This window comes from Massilia yuzhufengensis, from assembly GCF_900112225.1.
GTDB classification, from domain to species: domain Bacteria; phylum Pseudomonadota; class Gammaproteobacteria; order Burkholderiales; family Burkholderiaceae_D; genus Telluria; species Telluria yuzhufengensis.
On record NZ_FOLD01000041.1, the window covers coordinates 1 to 16,323 of the forward strand.

A 16,323-nucleotide genomic window follows, 5' to 3' on the forward strand; every position below is an offset into this window, starting at 1 on the left:
TCGTTTCGCCGCCCGTTCTGCTGTAAGCGCATTGGATAATGCACCGGCACTCAAACATGTAAGACGTCTACAGGCGCGGCTCATCGGACCGATTGAGCATGACCGGGCAGCCGCGCCGGACGCTAACTTGGAGTCCACGGATACTGCGGTTTAGCATGGGCCTTGCAGCCCATACCCCGCCAATTTGCGGTGCCTTTGGGCTGCCGCCTGACGGGTCACGTCCCAAACGAGCGAAAAGCAGGAAAAAGAAAGAAACGCTTGACGGGTCAATACATATCAGGGTGGCCGGGTCCTCCCGGCCGCGCGTTCAGATCACATGTGCGTTCACGAGGCGGGGGCTATTCAAGATTGGGTTGAACGCGCGGTCGGCGGAGCCGACCACCCTACGGTCCCGTCGCGGGAACCGTAGTTGCGCCGCATCCGCAGGAATGGCTCCTCCACAATGTGGTAGCACAGCGTGGACAAGCCCCAGGTCGCGCCGTACGCCACCGCCAGCATGATGGCAGCATCCACCCACGGCATCCCGGTCGGCGCCACCAGCCCGATGCGGGTGGCGAAGATATGCAGCAGCCCCATGTGCAGCAGGTAGAACGAGAAGCTGACCTTGCCGCCCTGGCTCAGCGCGCGCTCCACCACCCCGGGCAGGCGCGGCTGGAACGACACCCAGGCCACGATCAGCGCGGCCCAGCCGGCGCTTTCCACCATCGACCACCAGATCCAGAGCGAGGCCTTGGGCGCTGCGCCGAAGGGGGCGACCCGGTGCATCAGGGCGGTGTCCCACATGACGAAGGCGATGGCGGCCACCAGCAGCACGGGGGCGAACCTGGCCAGCGGCGCGCGCCAGCGGGCCACCAGCATGGCTGCGGCCATGCCGATCAGGAACTGGTCGAAGCGGCCGACCCAGGTGCTGAAGAACATCAGCGTGCTGTTGTCGTTGACCGTGTACGCCGCCACCTTGAAGAAGGCCATCAGCAACAGCCAGCCGCCCAGGTAGGCGATGCCGCGCTCCATTGTGAAGCGCGCCAGGAAGGGGAAGACCATGTAGAACAGGAATTCCAGCGAAATGGTCCAGGCGGCGCCGGTGATCACGGTGCCCGAGGTCGGCGCCAGGCCAAGGTTGGAGGCGAACAGGTAGAGCAGGTCTTGCGGCGCGAACTTGTCGCGGCCGATCGAGGTGGCAACCAGGAAAATGACCAGGTAGAGCGGCAGGATCCGCAGCAAGCGGTTGCGCAGGAAGTCCTTGTACACGATCTGCCCCTGGTGCAGCGCGATCTGCATGAACAGGAAGCCCGACAGCGTGAAGAACAGGCCGACGCCGGTATGGCCTTCGGTGACCAGTGCGGTCCAGGGTCCGGTGAGGCGGATGCCGCCATTGCCGGCGTATTCAAGATGGAAATGGAACAGGAAAACGAGGGTGGCGGCGAGCCAGCGCAGCTGGTCGATGCGCGGGTTGTACTGGATGTTCAGGGAATGCATGGAATGAGTCCGGCCTGGCGGCCTGTTGTTCTAGTCCATGCATTCTAATGCGAAACAGGCTCCATTCCCCTTGGAATTGCCGCACCCGCCACCAGCTGACTTATAATATCCGGCTGTCTTCACCAGCCTTCCAGACTATGTCTTCCGCAGCCATGCACGTCAATATCGCCGCCTACAAATTCATCACCCTCGACAATCTCGACGACCTGCGCCCGCAGTACCAGGAGCAGTGCAACGAGCTGGGGCTGAAAGGAACCATCCTGCTCACGCCGGAAGGCATCAATATGTTCGTGTCCGGCCCGCGCGAGCAGATCGACCGCTTCCTGGCCTGGGTCCGCAGCGACGCGCGCCTGGCCGACCTCGAGTGGAAGGAAAGCCTGTCCGGCGAGCAGTCTCACAAGCGCATGCTGGTGAAGATCAAGAAGGAAATCATCACGATGCGCATGCCGCTCATCAAGCCGGAACTCGGCCGCGCGCCTTCGGTCGACCCGAAGACGCTCAAGCGCTGGCTGGATGCGGGCCATGACGACGAGGGCGTGCCGGTGGTGATGATGGAAACCCGCAATGCCTTCGAGGTCGATGTCGGCACCTTCGAGAACACGCTCGACTACCGCATCGACAAGTTCACCGAGTTCCCGGCCGTCGCGGCCCAGCACAAGGATGAGCTGGCCGGCAAGACGGTGGTGACCTTCTGCACCGGCGGCATCCGCTGCGAAAAAGCCGCGATCCACATGAAGGAAATCGGCTACGAGCGCGTGTACCAGCTCGACGGTGGCATCCTGAAGTATTTCGAGGAGGTCGGCGGCGAGCACTACCAGGGCGACTGCTTCGTGTTCGACTACCGCACCGCGCTCAATCCCAAGCTGGAGCCAACCGAAACCGTGCAGTGCTTCGCCTGCCGCGCCGTGGTCACGCCGCGCCAGCAGTTGTCGCCGGACTATGTGTATGAAGTGTCGTGCCCGCATTGCGCGAAAGAGAACGGCCGCGCTGCCGTGGACGCGGGCCAGGAACCGGCCGCGCTGTAATCCCTCGACGGGTGGGCGACGATCGCGCCCACCCTGCGAATCCTTCCGGCCCCTGCCACGATCGTGCGCTGCCTGCGCCATATCGGCCTGCTGCAAGGTCCGGACTGCCTTAATAATATTTCAAAATACCGTAGTTTTTGAAATATTATTTCACACTAATTCCATGTCGTCGTAGCTGATCCCGGTCGGGGTGCCGACGATGCGCGCAACCTCTGCGTCGATCAGGCCCAGGTCGGAGTACGTCGCGCCTGTCGCGAAGCTGTTCACCTTGGCAATGTAATCCACCGCGATCTGGGTTTTGACTCCCTGGTAGGCGGCAATCTCGGCATTGGTATCGATACGGTTGGTAAACAGTGTCGATACGCCTACCTTGGCGTTGTACGCGATCCGGTCGTTATTCTGCGCGCCCGCGGCGATGCCAGTGACCACGTTGCCGATGTTGATCGAGCCGTTGTTCCAGGCATTGGTCCAGTAATCGATGCCGGCCGCCTCCCCTACCCTGCCAAACAGGTTTTCATAGACTTCCGCCACGACGGCGCGGTTGTCCATGTTGCCGTAGGTCGCCTGGTATTCGGCCGAGCTGGAAAATGCAAGGGCGATATTCTGGTAGCCGTTGGGATTGGTTTGCAGCCGGTTCGCCCAGAACGTCAGGCCGCCCGGGTCCGCGGGACGGCTGAAATATGCCACATACAGTTTCTGGACTTCGTTAACGTAGTCAGTTGCCATCACGGCCTCCTCATCAGGTTGGTGATGAAAATATACCGTAACACGCGAAACGGGGGCGCGTTTCACTCAGCGGTGTTCGACTAATTCCCCATTAAAATCAATGACATACAGAAATCAGTTGCGGGATTTTATGGTTTTTTGAGGCGTTTCGAGGCTCGCGTCGATCGCCCTGCGGATGAGCGCGAAGCGCGCTCCCATGCGGCTTGCGCAGGCACGCGCGGACGGTCGTCACCCATCTGTTGACTGGCTCGAAAAGATGTTCAGGTGAAAGAGAACAGGGGAGGAAGACGCCTGCATTACCAGTTCCTGGCGGACAGGATGTGGTAAGCGGGAGACTGTGCGGACCGGCCGGCGCCGGTCCGCACGGGCAGGTCAGCGGAAGTAGGCCGCGATTTCGCGGATTTCCTGGCTGCCGATATTGCTGGTCAGCGCGCGCAGGCGGAGCACCGCGATCAGGTAGGCGTAGCGTGCCTGGGCCAGGTCGCGCTGGCTGGTGAACAGTTGCTGTTGGGCGTTGAGCAGGTCGAGGTTGATGCGCACGCCGCCTTTGATGCTCTGCTCGGTGGCGGTCATCAGGAGCTTGGCCGATTCCACGGCCTTCACCAGCGCATCGACCTTGCGCACGCTGCTCTGCAGCAGGCTGTGGGCCTTGCGCACCTCGACCGTGACCTTGTCGGTGCGCGCTTCGAGGTCGGCACGGGCGCGCTCGTAGTTCGCCGCCGCCTGCCTGGTCTGGGCGTTGACGGCGCCGCCGGAATAGATCGGGAAGTTCACCTGCACCCCGATGCTGCGGTTCAGGTTTTCCTGGCCGCGGGTGTTGATGGTTTCGTTGTCACCCTTGCTGTAGGTGGCAATGGCATCGATACGGGGCAGGTGGCCCGCCTTCTGCCGCCCGATTTCCAGACGCGTGTTTTCCACCGCCAGGCGGGCTACCGCCAGCTCATTGTTGTTCTCGACCGCGCGCTTGCTCCATTCTTCGAAGCTGCCTTCCATCAGCCCGCCGACGCGGAAGCCTTCGGACAGCTGGTCGAGCGTGCCGGCCTCGCCGCCGATGATCCCTTCCAGCACGGCGCGCTGGGCCACGGCGCCGTCCTGCGCCTCGATCAGCATGGCCTCTGCCAGGTCGAGCCGGGCCTGGGTTTCCAGCATGTCGGTGCGGGTGCCCTCGCCTTTTTCGAACAGGCGCTGGTTGACCTTCTGCTGCTCGGCGTAAGCGTCGCGCTGCACGCGCGCCAGCGCCACCTGCTCGTCGGAGAACAGCGCGTCCATGTAGGCGCTGACCACGCGCACCGCCACCTCGTTGGTGTCGGCCTCGAACTGCTCGGCGCCCTGGGCGGTCTGGACCTTGCCCTGGCGGTAGCGCTGCACCGCATCCATGTTCAACAATGGCTGGCGCAGCTGGACCACCGACGAGCGGCTGATGTATTTCGGATGGTCGAGCTGGGTCCTGGGGCCGAGGAGCGTCTGCACGGTCGTTTCCTGGTCCATCACGTTCTTGCTGCCGTTGAAGCTGGCCGAGACGCTCGGCAACAGTCCGGAGCGGCCGAGGATGCGGATCTCCTTCGATCCCTCGTTCGCGTAATAGCCCATGCGGTAGGTCGGGTCGTTCTTCAGCGCGGCCTCGTAGGCCTGCTGCAGGCTGATCGCGCCGGCGTTGCCGGCGGCCAGCGCCGCGGCCACCGCCAGCGCGCATGCACGCATGCTTCCGATATGGCGTTTGAACAGTCGGCTCACGGTCAGTCCTCGCTCATCGACGACTGGGCGCGGTCGAACACCGGCTTGAGCAGGTAGTTCATCATGGTGCGTTCGCCGGTTTTCACGAACAGCTCCACCGGCATGCCCGGGATGATGTTCAGCTTGTGCTCGGCAATCTTCTTGGCGCCCTTCGGCGTCACCTTCACGCGCACCTTGTAGTACGGCATGCCGGTATGTTCTTCGATCGAACGGTCGGCCGACACCTGCACCACTTCACCATCGATGTGCGGGGTCTTGTTGGTGTTAAACGCCGAGAACATCAGCTCCACCGGCAGGCCCGGGGACACCTTGTCGACCAGGTTGGTCGGCAGCTGGCCCTCGATCACCAGCGGGTCGCCGCTCGGCACGATATCCATCATCTTGAAGCCCGGCGGCACCACGCCGCCGTTGGTGAACACGGCCGAACTAACGACGACCCCATCAGCCGGCGACTTCACCTCCACGCCCTGCAGGTCGAATTTCTGCGCCTCGAGGCGCGCGGCCAGTGCCTCGGCTTCTTTCTGGAGTTCGGTCAGCTGGGTGCGGACTTCCTTCTGGTAGTCCGAAGCGCGCTGGGTGCGGCGCAGGCTCAGTTCCATCACCTGGCGCTGGGCGCGGCCGATGTTGCCGATGTCTTCCGAGATCGCGCCGCCCAGTTGGGCATAGGTGCGCTCCAGGTCGAGCAGGCGGTTGCGGGCGACGTAGCCTTCCTTGGCCAGGTCGCGCATGCCGGCGAGCTGTTCCTTCAGGAAGTTCATCTGGTCCTTCTTGCTGTTGCGCGATTCTTCCAGGCCACGCATCTGCAGCTTGAGGCCGGCAATGTTCTCGTCAATGCTCGACTGTTCGCTCTGCAGCGACAACTGGCGCGACAGCAGGAGCTGCTCCTGCAGGCGCATCATCTCGGCCACGCGCGGATCGCTGCTGCGTTGTTTGAGCTCGGCCGGGAAGGCGATGCTGCGGCGGTTGTTCATCTCGGCGACCAGGCGTGCCTCGCTGGCGCGGGCAGTCAGGTACTGGCCTTCGGTCATCTCGAACGCCGACTTCGCCATAATTTGGTTCATGCGCACCAGCACCTGACCGCGCTTGACCGTATCGCCGTCCTTGACCAGGATTTCCTGCACCGTACCGCCGGTCTGGTGCTGGACCGCCTGGCGGTTCGATTCCTTCGATACGGTGCCCGACAGCGGCACACCCTTGTCGAGCGGCGCCGTCAGCGCCCACAGCATGAAGCCGCAGAAGCCCAGCAGCACCACGATCCAGCCGACCCGCGCATAGCTGCGCGCATCGGTATTCACTTCCACCGGAGTCACGTCGTGCGAGACGACATCCGAGGTATCACTCTTGAGCAGTTTCATCAGTTGTTTTCTCCGGTAGCCGCATTCGCGGTTGCCTCTGCCTGGGCGCGCTGCTGCTGTTGCTGCTGCTGCGCCTGCTGGGCTGCCTGCTGTTGCGCGGCGCCCTGCTGGGCCGCCTGCTGCTGTGCCAGCATGGCCTTCTTGTTGGCATCCTGCAGCGCGCCCAGCACTTCATTGGTCGGGCCGAACATCTGGGCCGCGCCGTCGCGCATCAGGAGCAGCTTGCTCGTCACGCCCAGCACGGTAGTGCGGTGGGTGATCAGGACGATGGTCTTGCCGCGCTGGCGCAGGTCGGCCACGGCCTGCACCAGCGCCTGTTCGCCGATATCGTCCAGGTTCGAGTTCGGTTCATCGAGCACGATCAGCGACGGGTCGCCGTACATGGCGCGCGCCAGACCGATGCGCTGCTTCTGGCCGCCGGACAGGCCGGCGCCGCCGTCGCCCAGCTTGGTATCATAGCCGCCTGGCATGTGCAGGATCATGTCGTGCACGCCGGCACGGCGAGCCGCCAGCACCACTTTTTCCGAATCGATCTCGCCGAAGCGGGCGATGTTCTCGCTCACGGTGCCGCTGAACAATTCGATGTCTTGCGGCAGGTAGCCGATGTGCGGGCCGAGTTCGCCCTTGTTCCACTGGTAGATGTCGGCGCCGTCCAGGCGCACCTTGCCCATCGCGGCCGGCCACACGCCGACCAGCAAACGCGCCAGGGTCGACTTGCCCGAACCGCTCGGGCCGATCACGCCGAGTACGTCGCCCGGATTGATGCCGAAGCTCAGGCCCTTGATGATCGGGGCCTTGGAGCCCGGCGGGCCGGCGGTGACGCTTTCCACCGTCAGCGCGCCATTCGGCTTGGGCAAAGGCATGCCGGCGTCGCGGGCCGGGTTGGCTTCCAGGAGCTTGGTCAGGCGCTCGAAGGCGCTGCGGGTGCTGCTCCACGACTTCCACACGGCGATCACCTGCTGCACCGGCGCGAGCGCACGGCCCACGAGGATCGATGCGGCAATCATCATGCCGGGGGTCATTTTGTTTTCGAGCACCAGCAAGGCGCCGAAGCCCAGCACCAGCGACTGCAGCGACACCTGCACGAACTTGGTGGCGGAGGCCACCTTGGCAGCCTTTTCACTTGCTTCCGCCTGCAGCTGCAGGAACCTGCCGTGGGTTTTGTTCCAACGGCCGATCAGGTTCGGCAGCATCCCCATCGATTCGATGACTTCGGCATTGCGCAGGTTGTTGGTCGCCATCGTGGTCGAGGCGATCGCCATGCTGTTGGCTTCGGTCAGCGGCTTCTTGGTGACACGCTCGTTGACAACCGCCAGGATCACCAGGACCAGCGTCCCGCCCAGGGCGAAGAAACCAAGCGCCGGCGAGAAGAAGAAGATCACGATCAGGTAGATCGGGAACCAGGGCGCATCGAAAAAGGCGAACAGTGCGTTACCGGTCAGGAACTGGCGCAGCGTGGTCAGGTCGCTCAGGGCCTGGCCGGCGTTGCCGCCGGCCTGCTTCAGGTTCTGCTCGAAGGCCGCGGTATAGACCCGCTTGTTCATGTTGATGTCGAACTTCGCACCGACGCGCACCAGCACGAATGAACGCACCAGCTCGAGGCCGACCATCAGCAGGTAGGCGCCCAGCATCAGCACGGTCAGCATCACCAGCGTGAGCTCGTTGCGGCTGGCCAGCACGCGGTCGTACACCTGCAGCATGTACAGGGACGGCACCAGCATGAGCATATTGGTGATGGCGCTGAAAGTGCCGACCGTCCAGAACGTGCTCTTGAAAGCGAGCAGTGCCTGCTCGATCTCGTTTTTCTTGTTGAAAAGTTTGGTATTCATTGGGTCCGTGAGAACGCTTGAGGGAATCCCCCCTGCACGTAAAGCGGACTCGGCAGGAGCGGGTGAGACATTATCGCTCAAACGCTTTAGAAAATGTGATGCACGTCACATTTTTTGGATATTTCGGCACGCAAAATTCCCACCCAGGCGGGTGGGAGTGTGGTAGGACAGCGACATCCGCGTGGCGGAGAATCTGCGTCAGCAGTCGATGCGCAGGGCCGTCAACAGCGGAAGCAGTTGTTCGTCCATCGATTTGACGATGCGAATGCCCTCGGCGAGCGCTGCCTCGCGCAGATCGAGCGCTTTTCCGTCCTTGACCAGATTCTGGCCCGCGGCTGTCAGAGCGTCGACGATGAAGCGCGCTGCGTCTTCGGTGTTGGCCGCGCCGTTAGCCCGGGCCAGCAGGTAGAGACGGTCTACCCGTCCCAACGAGAGTCCACCTCCCGTGACAGGCGACGCCAGCACCGACACGGTGTCGGTATGGCGTGCCTGCTCGCACAGCTTCCGATTGAGGCGGCGGGTGGTCGGGTGCGCAGCGTCGATGAGTGCCGCGTCCTGCACCGGCTCCAGGACACCTTTGCCAATCAGGATCACGATGGCCTGCAGCACCGCGCCCGCCGCAATTCCCTCGCTTTTCATCTCTTCCTGCAGTTCGCCCAGAGAGAAAGGCTGGAAGCCCGCCAAACGCGCGAGGATCGGCCGGTAGACGTTCTCCTGCATGTTGGCTTCGCCGAGCGCGCCGCTCACCGCCAATGTAATCCGGTCGGGGGCGCGCACCAGCACGAAACGCTGGCGGCGCAGTTGCTCTTGCTGCTCGAGCGGGGCCAACTGTCGCGCCCCCCGCACCCAATAATCCTTGCGGAACTGTTGATTGACCATGAAATCGCGCACAGTCTCTCGGAACATCCGATCCTGCAACTCCTTCAGCATCTGCTGCTGATCGGCATTGAAGTTAATCGAATCGACGTGGTCCAGATAACTTGCCGAAGTCGCGTAGGTCAGTTTTGCGGCATCCAGCCACTCGGCCATTTTGGCGAACGACATCGGCACCCAATGGCGATTGAAGTATTCGTGAGCAACGTATTGGCGGTCCTGCTTGCCGATCGCTTCCAGTCGCTTTGCAACGCCCGGGTTGGCGCGTCCATAGGCAGCGCCCCCGGCAAGCAGGCGGCTGGCGAAATCGAGGGCGGCATCAATACGCGGCACGATGCCGGAACCCTGCGCCCCCATCACTTGCGCATGTTCTGCCAGCAGGTCGCGCAGCGGCGCCATTGCCGCCCAGCCCGGCTGGGTGTTGTAACTGATGTAGACCACCCCCCCGACCTTGAGCTTGCGGCGGATGAAATCGATGATGACCTGGCGATTGGCGTCGTTAATCCAGCTCCAGATGCCGTGCAGGCAAATGAAATCGAACTCTGGCAGGTCACTGCGATTGGCGAAATCCTCGAAGGCTTCGTCGTACAGTCGCGCGTGGGCGCCGGAAGCAGCCGCCAACTCCTGCGCGTAGCCGGCCTGGGCTGGGTTGAAATCGGTGCCATACCACTGCGTCACCGAAGCGGCGGCATGGACATTGGTGCTAACCCCCTGGCCGAACCCGAGCTCACACGCGGTGCCGACCTCGGGAAAAACGTGGCCCGCCATCAGGAAGGCGAGTTTCAGGCGCTGCGGATTCAGCTCCGCATAATAACCGTGGGTGTACACGATGTCCGCCACGTAACCGCCAGTCCAATCCGACATGCCGCCTCCTCGAAAATGATGAATGCGACATGGTACCAGCATGGATTGACCAGATTGACGGAAATCTAGCGGCAAGAACACGAAAATAAAAAAACCCCGGCGCCGAAACGCCGGGGTTTTTGCAGCTTCTCGCAAGCCCATCCTTGCGGATAGGCCTGTCTCCGGGAAGATTAGATCAGGCCGACAGTGCCGTACTGTGCGTTGAACGACGCGTTGGACAGGTCAACGGTGCCGGTCAGCTTGACGATCATGTCGTGACCGTTTTCGAAAGTGGTGCCGTTGCCAAGACCGGTCATCGCATCCATGACGATGTAGGTGTCGCCGTTGAACTGGAACCATGCCAGGTCATTGCCACCGATGCTGTTGATCGCGGCGTTAGCGTAATCCTGGAACACGGCGGTCGCGCCCAGGGTCACACGTGCTGCTGCGAAGCTGTCTGCGCCAGCGAACTGGATCAGGTCAGCACTGGTGAAGTCGGTGATCGTCGCGTAGCTATTGACGTTCAGCGAAGGCGCACCGACGCGGAACAGGTCAGCACCTGCACCACCGGTCAGGGTAGCCATGCCTTGCGCCGACACCAAGATGTCGTTGCCGGCGCCACCGATCAGCACGTCCGAAGCAGCAACCACTGCCTGGTTCGAGGTGGTGGTGGTGAACGAGCTGGTCAACGAGGTCGTCTTGTCGACAACGCTCAGCGACAGGCCGGTGACCGGCACGTTGCCCAGTGCGTCGGTGACGGTCAGGGTGTTGGTACCAGCAACGTAGCTTGCGTCGAAGCCGGCCAGGGCATCAGCGGCGGCTGCGACTGCGGCCATCGTGGTGTCCAGATCGGTGTTGAACGCGATGTCGGCGGTGCTCACGCTACCGTTAGCATTGGTGATGTTGACACGGATGGTGTCGCCAGCGCCCAGTGCTGCAGTTTCGGTGATGACCAGGGTATCAGCATCGGCCACGAAGTTCACGGCGCCTTCGGCGGTGACGCCGGTAGCGGTGGTCGGGGTCGTGCCGTTCACACCAGCAACAGCGGTGATGACCACTGGAGCATTCGTACCGGTGACGGTGATAACACCAGCAGTTGCGGTTGCATCCAGGCTGGCTTCAGCGTTGATCTGGCCTGCCAAGGCAGCCACGGTCGCTGCGAAGTCGGTGACGAAGGTTTGGGTGAATGCCTTGCCGTTCACGGTCACGGTCAGGGCATCGTCGCCGTCCAGTGCGCCGGCAGCAGCGCCGTCGGTGAAGGTGATGGTGTCCACGTCGGCGACGTAGTTCACGTTGCCTTCAGCGTATGCACCGGTCACGTTTGCCGCGGTATATGCAGACGTGAACGAGGTGTTGGCGCTGAACGCGGTACCTGCGTTTTCAGCCGTGATGGTGATCACGCCGTTGACGGCGGTAGCGTTCACACCTGCAGGAACACTGTTGTTGATCTGGAGAGCCAGAGCAGCGATGGTGGCGTTGAAGTCACCCGTGAAGTTCTGGGTGAAGTCCTGGCCGGCCACGGTTGCCTTGATCTGGTCGTTAGCAGCGATACCAGCAGTGCCAGCGCCGTTGGTAAAGGTCAGGGTGCTGACCTGCGCGATGTTGCCGCCGCCCTGAGCCGAAGCGGTCAGGATGTCGTTGCCCGAACCACCGGTGATGGTGGTGGCGGTGTTACCAGCAGCCTGGACCGTCAGAGCGGCGGTCATTGCCGAACCGTCGATCGAAGCAACGTTGATGTTGCCGGTGTTGGTCAGGTTCAGCGCGGTGTTGCCGGTGACAACGATTGCCTTGGCCTTGGTCGCAGCCAGGGTCAGGTTCTGGGTGTCTGGCGAGAAGTTAGTTGGCGATTCGGTCAGGCCATCGGCGGTCGTGATGTTGATGGTCTCAACTTCAGCGATGGTGACGGTGCCGTTCGAATCATTGTTACCATCGACCGCGTTGACAGCGGTGATGATGATGTTTGCCACGTCAGCGGTGCTGTCAGCTGCGCCCTTGATCTTCAGGGTGGTAGCAACGTTGGTGTTGTCGCTCAGGCGCAGGGTAGCACCCGAGGTCAGGCCGTCGATGGTGATCGAGCCGCCGACCACAGCATTCACGCCGATGTCGTTGAACGCGCCCAGGACGTCAGCTTCGACTTCTTGGGTGCCGGTTGCGCCGCGCAGGTACAGACGTTCGAAGCCGGTGACCTTGCCAGCGAAGGTAGTGCCCTGCGATGCAGTGACAGCGTCGGCAGCCAGCATGCCCAGAATGTCGGTGCCGTCGCCAGCAGCGATCGAACCTTCGGTTGCGATTGCGGTGGTTCCGTCAGCCAGGTTGACGCGGTCGTTGCCAGCGCCCAAGGTGATGGCTTTGGTGACCGAGGTGGTGCTCAGGGTCACGGTGTCAACGCCTGCACCGCCGGTGTAGGTTGCTTTCGAACCGTCGATGGTGGTGGTCACGGTGCCGGTGGTACCGGTGGTGTTGACCGAAGTGATCGAAGCAGCCGAGCCCGACAGCGACAGGCCAGCGGTTTCGGTGACGACGATGGTCTTCACGCCCGACAGGCCAGCGCCAGCGGTCAGGGTGCCGGTGCCCGAAACGTTCAGGGTTTCGGTAGCAGCTGCGGTGATCGTAGCGCGGTTTGCACCGGTGCTCTTCACGTTCAGGGTGGTCGGAGCAGCGGTGAAACCGATTGCTGCGGTGCCGCCGGTCGATGCCACGCCGCTCAGGTTGAGCGCCAGGGTAGCAGCGGTGTCAGCGACATTGATGCCTGCGCCGCTAGCAGCGTTCGACAGGTTCAGGGTGTCCAGCACTGCGCCACCGATGATCGACGAGCCGTTAGCGTATGCATCGATGCTGATGGTCTTGATCGAGCCAGCTGCATCGTTCACGGTCACGACACCGGTGTTGACACCCAGGCGTGCAACTTGGCCGTCTTCGTCCACGCCTTGCACGGTGGTCGGGGTTGGCAGGGTTGCGGTGCCGCCGACGGTCAGGTCGGTAGCCACGCCGCCGAAGCGTGCGGTGAACGTCACGCTATCGCCATTAGCTGCGGCCGAATTCCAGCCGTTCAGGGCGCCGGTGTAGGTGCCGTTCAGTGCCAGGCCCGAGCCTTGGGTGTCGCCAGCAACAGGAACGGTGCCGCGAACCAGGTTCGAGAATGCCGAAGCGACTTCAGCTGCGGTCAGGTTCTTCGAAGCGGTGAAGGTCAGGCCGCCAACGCTCACGGTCTGGCCACCGGTCACTGCCGAGAACTTCAGGGTGGTGGTTTCTTGCACTTCAGCAACATCAGCAATGCCTTCGCGAGCCGAGATGGTCGCGGTCTGCTTGACGTTCACGGTGGTGGTCGACGCTTCGCCAGTCACGGTGACCGCACCCAGGTTGTAGGTGGTAGCAGCGCCAACGCCGGTTGGGGCAGCCGAGGTTGCGGTCTGGGTCACGTTGACGGTGGTGCCGCCCTTAACGTTGATGTCGCCCAGGGTCAGGCCGGAGCCGAGAACGGCAGCTTTGCCGATCGATTCCACGCTCACGACGCCTTTAGCCGCGGTAACCAGACCGACGTTGATGTCTTGTGCGGTCGAAGCGACGTCGGTCATCTTGACGACGACATCTTTACCGCCGTTGACAGCGGTAACAGCAGCGCCGTTGGCTTTCAAGGTGGCGTTGATGTTGGTGGTGCCAGCAGCAGCGACGTTGACGTTGCCGCTTGCTTCGGTGATGTTGAACTGCTCGACGCCGGTCCATGCGCTGATGTCAGCGGTCACGGTGCTGGCAGCGCGCACGGTCACGACTTCCACGTTCGATACCGAGATCGATGGCGCAGCAGTCATCGCGGTCAGCGCGGTGATGGCCAGGGTATCGGCGCCGGTGCCACCGTTGATGCTGTCAAGTGCGGTCAGGGTGGTTGCTGGGCTGGTCGCGCTGGTTGCATCGATCAGGCCGTTGAAGGTGTCGTTGCCAGCGGTGCCGGTCAGGGTGTCGACGCCGGTGGTCAGGGCCACGGTGGTGCCGGTGGTCGACAGGCCGATTTGAGCGACATTGTTAACGGTGGTCGACAGCGCTGCAGGAGCGATGGCGGCTGCCAGCGATGCATCGGTGCTGACGGTCGACAGCCAGATTTTGGCAGCTTCGTTAGCCTTGGCGCCGTCGTAGCCCAGGATTTCCGAGGTGGTGTCCAGCGATGCCGAGAACGCGGTTGCAGCAGCAACTTTGTTCTTGTATGCGACTGCGTCAGCGTTCTGAGCAGCAGCGGCGATGGTGGTCACGGCGTTGTCGATGGTGACAGCGCGGTTGTTCAGTGCGTCGCCCCAGAACAGCAGAGCTGCCGGCTCGGCGTCACGGCCGAACAGGTTGTTGTAGATGGTGTTGATGACTTGGAAGGCCGACTTACCTGCGTAAGTGTCCTTGTATTCTTGCGAGGCAGCAAAAGCAGCCGACACAGCCGAGGTGTTACCGTTTGCAGCGGTAACGATCTTTTCCCAGTATGCCAGACCGCCAAAGTCAGCTGGACGGTTGAAGTAAGCGACGTACAGCTTTTGCACTGCTTCGGTGTAGATACCCATGTATTGCTCCTAAGTTTCAGTAAGGTTTAAATTTGCAGCATCGCTATGGACTTCTGCAATCCAACGGGGCGAATGATGACAGAGGGCAGTCAGGGCTTAGTGTGACGGTCATCACACCAAACAACAATTTTGTCCCAAAGTTGTAAAAATCCACGCGCCTTTTGTGGTCGGCCATTATCAGAGAAGCGCAAAGGTTGCGCAAGATCGTATTGTGATGCGCCAGCCATGGCATAAATCCTTTGGTGTCCAGCCCTCTACGCTTCTGAATATTTGTTTCATTTCCATGCAGAACGCATGACGGAATTGACGATTCCAGCCATTGTCACTGCTGAGCTTGCCTTACAACTGGAAACAATTTGATGTGACGCCGGTGTGGCGTCCCAATGAAAAAACCCCGGCTCGGCCGGGGTCTTCATTAGAGGATAGACAACTTATTTACTGGCGCCCCAGATGGTAATCCCATTGATGATGCGGTTATCGTCCAGGATGCGCTTATATAGATAAGCCGCCTTGCCGCCATCTTCGTTGCCTAATACACCATTAACCGTCATGTTATTGGCTTGCGGCCGCGTGAACGTATCAATCAAGGAGTTAGCAAACAGGCCATTTTTGGCGATGCTGCCGTCGGCCATCATATTAAATACTTCCTTGCCGTTCACCACGTCGAAACTGGTGACGAAGCTCGCCTTGCCGAAGTCCACCGCCAACAGGCCGTTCGTCACTGCGGCGGAGGTCACCACCGTGCCCTGATTGGCATTGGTGATCGTCGCCGCGCCATCCTTCAGGACAAAGCTGGCGCTGCCCCGCTCCGGCGCCACGTAGTCACGTCCGGCGGTGCGAATGATCGCGTACTCGCCGCCCAACAGCCGATCGGCTCCCTCGGGCGCCGTGCTGCTGATGGTGACCGGCTGACCGGCCAGCGCCACCCAGCGGCCCCACTGGATCGTCCGTTCCGGCAGCTGCGGCACCGGCGGTACGGTCTCGACCGGCGGCACGACCACCGGCACGTCCACCACCGGCACTTCGCTCACCGGCGGCGTAATCGGCGGCATCGTGATCGGGTCGGTCGGTGGCGTCGGTTGCGGTTGCGGCTGCGGCTGGGCCGGCTGCACCGGCGCCTGGCTCACCAGCTTGTCGAGCGTATCGCTCTTGCGCGCGTCGAGGATCGGCGCGGCGGTGCTGTTGCTGGCCTTGGCCACCGGCTCGTCCGCACGCGGCGGCGACACCTGGTCCGGGCCGCTGCCGTTCGACTGCAGCAGTTGCGGCGCCGAAATGCCGCGCTTGACCTGCAGCAGCTGGCCGCGCTGGGTGGCGAACAGTTCGCGGCTGGCCGCGCCTTCGCACGGGCCGCCGCCTTCCGGACGGCAGGCGCCTTCGAATCCGCTCATCACCACGCCGCCGGTCAGGACCGCGACGCGCGAGGTTTCCTGGTCGGTGAACACGGTGAAGTCGGTACCGCGCACGCCGATCGCCGCCACCGGGGTATTGAAGCGGAAGTTCTGGCGCGCCTGCTTGACGGCGTCGCCCGACTTGCTGCGCGCCACGCCGCTGAGGAGTTCGAGCTTGATGCGGGTATTGGCCGGGTTCTTCGCGTCCACATGGTAGGCCACGATCCTGGCCCTGGTGTTCGGGCGCAGGATGAACAGGCCGTTGTCGATCGTCTTCACATAGAGGAAGCCATCCTTGCCGGTCGTCAACAGCTCGCCTTCCTGCACAGGTGTGCCTTCGGCGCCGGCCTTGTCGGCGACCTGGGCCGAGCCTGCGGCAAAGATGACCTTGCCAGCCTCGGCCGCATAGGCCTGGGCAGCGAGCGCAAGTGAACTGAAGATGAGTATTTGACGCAACATGGTTTTCCCCTTTTCGCGCTATTATCCGGGCCGCGCTCAGCCTTTCGGTGACGACCGTCACATTTTAGAGCAAA

9 protein-coding genes are annotated in these 16,323 nt (G+C 62.3%); 1 reads left to right on the forward strand and 8 read right to left on the reverse strand.

The genetic code is table 11. The features are described from left to right. Positions 1–342 precede the first annotated feature (342 nt). Complete coding sequence (locus BM031_RS22845; RefSeq protein WP_091876915.1) at positions 343–1,476, reverse strand: acyltransferase family protein; 1,134 nt, start codon at positions 1,474–1,476, stop codon at positions 343–345. Between the two features lie 137 nt (positions 1,477–1,613). Here BM031_RS22845 and BM031_RS22850 point away from each other — a divergent pair, with 137 nt between their 5' ends. Then, the gene (locus tag BM031_RS22850) at positions 1,614–2,501 is read left to right on the forward strand and encodes a sulfurtransferase (protein WP_091876917.1); all 888 of its coding nucleotides are present in this window, start codon (positions 1,614–1,616) and stop codon (positions 2,499–2,501) included. A 150-nt stretch (positions 2,502–2,651) separates the two neighbouring features. Here the strand turns inward: BM031_RS22850 and BM031_RS22855 are convergent, their stop codons facing one another. From BM031_RS22855 to BM031_RS22885, 7 genes are all read right to left on the reverse strand, one after another. Further along, entirely contained in the window at positions 2,652–3,227 is a 576-nt protein-coding gene (locus BM031_RS22855; protein ID WP_091876919.1) for a DUF4214 domain-containing protein, read from the reverse strand. 372 nt (positions 3,228–3,599) lie between these two features. After that, complete coding sequence (locus tag BM031_RS22860) at positions 3,600–4,961, reverse strand: TolC family outer membrane protein (protein WP_229409160.1); 1,362 nt, start codon at positions 4,959–4,961, stop codon at positions 3,600–3,602. Positions 4,962–4,963: 2 nt separating this feature from the next. Then, positions 4,964–6,316, reverse strand: a complete 1,353-nt coding sequence (locus tag BM031_RS22865) for an HlyD family type I secretion periplasmic adaptor subunit (protein ID WP_091876923.1) — start codon at positions 6,314–6,316, stop codon at positions 4,964–4,966. Then, the gene (locus BM031_RS22870; protein ID WP_091876925.1) at positions 6,316–8,145 is read right to left on the reverse strand and encodes a type I secretion system permease/ATPase; all 1,830 of its coding nucleotides are present in this window, start codon (positions 8,143–8,145) and stop codon (positions 6,316–6,318) included. Before BM031_RS22870 ends, BM031_RS22865 begins: the two co-directional genes overlap by 1 nt. Before the next feature lie 198 nt (positions 8,146–8,343). Beyond that, complete coding sequence (locus tag BM031_RS22875) at positions 8,344–9,882, reverse strand: class I SAM-dependent methyltransferase (RefSeq protein ID WP_091876927.1); 1,539 nt, start codon at positions 9,880–9,882, stop codon at positions 8,344–8,346. Positions 9,883–10,052: 170 nt separating this feature from the next. Then, positions 10,053–14,402, reverse strand: a complete 4,350-nt coding sequence (locus tag BM031_RS22880) for a DUF4214 domain-containing protein (RefSeq protein ID WP_091876929.1) — start codon at positions 14,400–14,402, stop codon at positions 10,053–10,055. Between the two features lie 431 nt (positions 14,403–14,833). Next, complete coding sequence (locus BM031_RS22885; RefSeq protein WP_229409162.1) at positions 14,834–16,249, reverse strand: FecR family protein; 1,416 nt, start codon at positions 16,247–16,249, stop codon at positions 14,834–14,836. Positions 16,250–16,323: the final 74 nt, after the last annotated feature.